General features: G+C 39.7%; 4 protein-coding genes. 2 read left to right on the forward strand and 2 right to left on the reverse strand.

What is annotated here, in order from left to right:
- Both J7338_RS20355 and J7338_RS20360 read left to right on the forward strand, forming a co-directional pair.
- The coding region (locus tag J7338_RS20355; RefSeq protein ID WP_210798797.1) for a hypothetical protein at positions 1-694 on the forward strand (694 nt) is incomplete at its 5' end.
- Positions 695-930: 236 nt separating this feature from the next.
- Positions 931-1,278 carry a cupin domain-containing protein gene (locus J7338_RS20360; protein ID WP_210798798.1) on the forward strand — a complete coding sequence of 116 codons (348 nt, stop codon included), beginning with the start codon at positions 931-933 and terminating at the stop codon, positions 1,276-1,278.
- Between the two features lie 258 nt (positions 1,279-1,536).
- Here the strand turns inward: J7338_RS20360 and J7338_RS20365 are convergent, their stop codons facing one another.
- A complete protein-coding gene (locus J7338_RS20365; RefSeq protein WP_210798799.1) occupies positions 1,537-2,577 on the reverse strand; it encodes a methionine synthase in 1,041 nt (346 codons plus the stop codon).
- A 31-nt stretch (positions 2,578-2,608) separates the two neighbouring features.
- On the reverse strand, positions 2,609-3,583 hold the full coding sequence (locus J7338_RS20370) for a DUF1852 domain-containing protein (RefSeq protein WP_010388779.1): 975 nt from the start codon (positions 3,581-3,583) through the stop codon (positions 2,609-2,611).
- Positions 3,584-4,051 lie beyond the last annotated feature (468 nt).

The following is a 4,051-nucleotide window of genomic DNA, read 5'->3' on the forward strand; positions in this document are numbered from 1 at the left end:
ATCTTTATGGAAGTTTGTTTTTAAAATGGAGAATGATCGAGCTTCAAGTAATAGAAATATAAATTTCCAAACTTTAAGCTACCTATATAAAAAACACTCTTCCCAAGCGCTTGAGATGATCGGTAAAGAAATTGATTATTTCTCTGATATATCAAAGGAAAGAAAGACGGTTTCGACCTTAATTAAGCTGCTTTCTCGAAATCCTGAAATATATAAGAAGCTAAACAAGAGTGCCACGATAATAGTTGATGACATTGTTGAAAAAAAAGAGAGAGATTTTTATTATTCAAACTTTAAATTTGATAGCTTGACTGATTTTCATAAAGAACTTCTTGATTATTTGCTTGATGATGGCGGTAGCATTTTAAAATCAGATCTGGCGCATTTATTTACGCTTTCTGATTCTCTTGAATGGAAATCGAAAGTAAGAATATTAAGAAATGCTTATTATGGAGAAAGCGGAAGCTTTGACTCAGCAGAAACTCGCTATAATAAATTCATTTCTCCAGTTCTGAAAAAATACAAAGAAACTGAAATGATTGATCTAATTGAAAGAATCAATAGTAATAGTCAGATTTATGATCGAAGCTTCAATAAATATATCAATAAACGAGTAAAAGAGGCTTCTGATAAACTACTGGGTGAAAAATATGATTATTCCGCATATCCCAACTTTTTAAGGGCAGTAGAATAGGAATATAACAAGTTGTTGCACTCGCCAAAGTTAGTCGCTGCACTCCTAATTTTCCGGTGAACAAGGCGTTGAGACTGTAGAATTAATCTTTTTAAAGAAAAACAGCCTGTTTCATAGGTTTCAAATGCATTACCTGATGCCGTAAAAGTGCTTAGGGTCGATTACAGGAGCTAGTTTTTTTAACCGTTTCGGCTGTTAGACTTATTCTACAGCCTCGTTATGTTCTAGGAGGAACTTTGACAACAGTATCTAAAGAAAATGCGGAACATTATCAGTGGGGCGAGCAGTGCGATGGTTGGCATTTGGTAAAGTCTAAGAATCTCAGTGTAATCCAAGAACGAGTACCTCCAGGTTGTAGTGAGGTGCGTCATCTACATAAGGAATCAGAACAGTTTTTCTTTGTTTTATCTGGTTGTGCCATATTGGAAGTAAATGGTGAAACTTTTGAGCTAAAAGAGAATCATGGATTCCATGTGCCAAATAACACACCACATCAGTTAAGTAATCGTTCTCAAACAGATCTGCATTTTATCGTGACATCTGCTCCACCAAGTCACGGTGATCGCTTTGAAGTACGAGCATAACACTTAAGCGAGCGTTGCCATTCTCTGCAAGTGGCACTTTCCCTCAATCAATAGTACCTGGCGGCTTGGTTAAATTTATTTAATTACGCTAGATTTTGTTGCACTCAACCCAACCAATATTCAACGAACTTAAAACCTTTTTCCTGATACCTTTCACCTTTAACCTCGTTGTGTAAACCCCCGTTACATTTTGATTAAAAAAGCCACACCTCAACATGTGTTAAAGTGTGGCTTTTTTGTAGCAGCTATAACTAAAAATTAAGCTACATTCACTGCTAATAGTTCGTTACGTACTAACTCTGCGCCTTTGCTAAGAGCGTTGAGTTTACCGTTTGCGATGTCGCGGGGCAGGGGTGCCATACCGCAGTTGGTACAGGGGTAGAGCTTGTCGGCATCAACGTATTTAAGCGCTTCGCGTAGGGTTTTGGCCACTTCTTCGGGTGTTTCTATGGTATTGGTGGCTACATCGATTGCGCCCACCATTATTTTTTTACCGCGCACGAGTTCTAGTAGCTCTATGGGTACATGTGAGTTTTGGCATTCGAGCGAAATAATATCTATATTCGATTTTTGCAGCTTAGGGAATACTTCTTCGTATTGTCGCCACTCGGTGCCAAGGGTTTTCTTCCAATCGGTGTTGGCTTTAATGCCGTAGCCGTAGCAAATATGCACGGCGGTTTCGCATTTTAGCCCTTCTATGGCTCGCTCTAGGCAGGCTATGCCCCAGTCGTTTACGTCGTCAAAAAACACGTTAAAAGCGGGTTCATCAAATTGGATTATATCAACCCCTGCGGCTTCTAGCTCTTTGGCTTCTTGGTTGAGTATTTTAGCAAATTCCCATGCTAGTTTTTCACGGCTTTTATAGTGATCGTCATACAGGGTGTCGATCATGGTCATTGGCCCAGGCAGTGCCCATTTAATTGGTTGGCTGGTTTGCTGGCGTAAAAACTTGGCGTCTTCAACAAATACCGATTTAGTACGAGACACAGGGCCAACCACTGTGGGTACGCTGGCGTCGTAACGGTCGCGAATTTTAACTGTTTTACGGTTTTCAAAATCAACGCCATTTAAGTGTTCAATAAAGGTGGTTACAAAGTGCTGGCGAGTTTGTTCGCCATCGCTGACTATATCTACGCCTGCAGTTTGTTGCTCGTGCAGGGAAATACGCAGGGCGTCGTGTTTGCCATCTACTAGCTCGCTACCTTGTAATTTCCACGGTGACCATAAGGTTTCGGGCTCAGCAAGCCATGACGGTTTTGGCAAGCTGCCTGCTGATGATGTGGGTAATAGTTTTTTCATAATAAATGCTGCCTTTAATTTTGTTGTGTGATTAAGCGATACTTGCCGAGAACTGCTGCAGCACTGACTGATAAGGCTTAATAAAGTGCTGCTCAGTAAATTTGCCTTGCTCAACCGCTAATTGACCTCGTTCTGCGCGGTCATACACAATTTGCGTTAACGAATGGTCGTCATTTTTTAAATTCGGTTTATAACGGCTACCAGCGGCGGCGTTGGCGTTATAAATTTCTGGACGATAAATTTTTTGAAACGTTTCCATGGTGCTAATGGTGCTAATTAGTTCAAGGTTGCTGTAGTCGTTAAGTAGGTCACCAAAAAAGTAAAACGCTAACGGCGCAACGCTGTTTGGTGGCATAAAGTAGCGCACTTGTAAGCCCATTTTTTTAAAATATTGCTCAGTTAACGACGACTCATTAGGCTGATACTCTACGCCTAAAATAGGGTGTAAGTTTTCGGTTTGCTGATAGGTTTTGTTATCAGACACGCTTAAACAAATAACCGGTGGCTTTTTAAAGTGCTGTTTATAGGTATTTGAGTTTACAAAGCATTTAAACAACTTGCCGTGTAAGTCACCAAAGTTATCGGGAATGCTAAATTGCGGTTTGCTTTTGTTATGCTCAAGTAGTAACACGCTAAAGTCGTAGTCGCGCACATACGATGAAAAGTTATTACCCACCATGCCTTCAATTCGCTCGTTGGTTTGACGGTCAATAATATTGGTTTTTAATACCTCAATTGACGGAAATGCTTGACCACTGCCTGCAATGTCTAAATCAACCGAAATGATCTCGAGCTCAACCTCGTAACGATCCCCTTGTGGGTTATCCCAACTGGCCAGAGCATTAAAACGATTGTTGATCATTTTTAGGGTATTACGCAGGTTTTGTTGGCGGCTTTCACCCCTAGCTAAATTAGCGAAATTGGTCGTAATACGTGTGTTGTTTGAAGGATGGTAGTTTTCATCCAAGTTAGTGCTTTTAATAGTAAATGTAAGATCAGTGCTCATAGCCGTATCCTTTCAATTTGAGTTGTTACTGCTTTTATCAATGACACATTACTCGCTGTTAAAACCAAACTAACGGGATAACTGTAATGGTGCTTTGCAGAGTTAATAAATTTATACGCGCTATGTAGCATGAAGAAAAACGGTATTATTTCAGGTAAAACATGAGCCAGATTCATTCTTTAACAAAGTTGAATGGATAAATTAGGCTAGTAGACGCTCCCACTCAGACAAAACCCACTTTAGAAGTCTAGATTTCTAGATGTTTTTACGGTCGTTGTGATTTATTCATACAAAACGTGAGTATTATTCAATGCTCATAAGTACTTAAAGTGCCATTTGCATAAACGGTTGTTGATATACTCGAATAAACCTTGGTGAGCTTAAGCACTTTATTAAGCAGCTCGCCGTCGCAGAACTTTCCACAATATAAGAAGAGACAAAAGGAATGAGTGATTTAATAGTGTTAAT

The organism is Pseudoalteromonas ostreae (assembly GCF_018069805.1).
Taxonomy (GTDB): Bacteria; Pseudomonadota; Gammaproteobacteria; order Enterobacterales; family Alteromonadaceae; genus Pseudoalteromonas; species Pseudoalteromonas ostreae.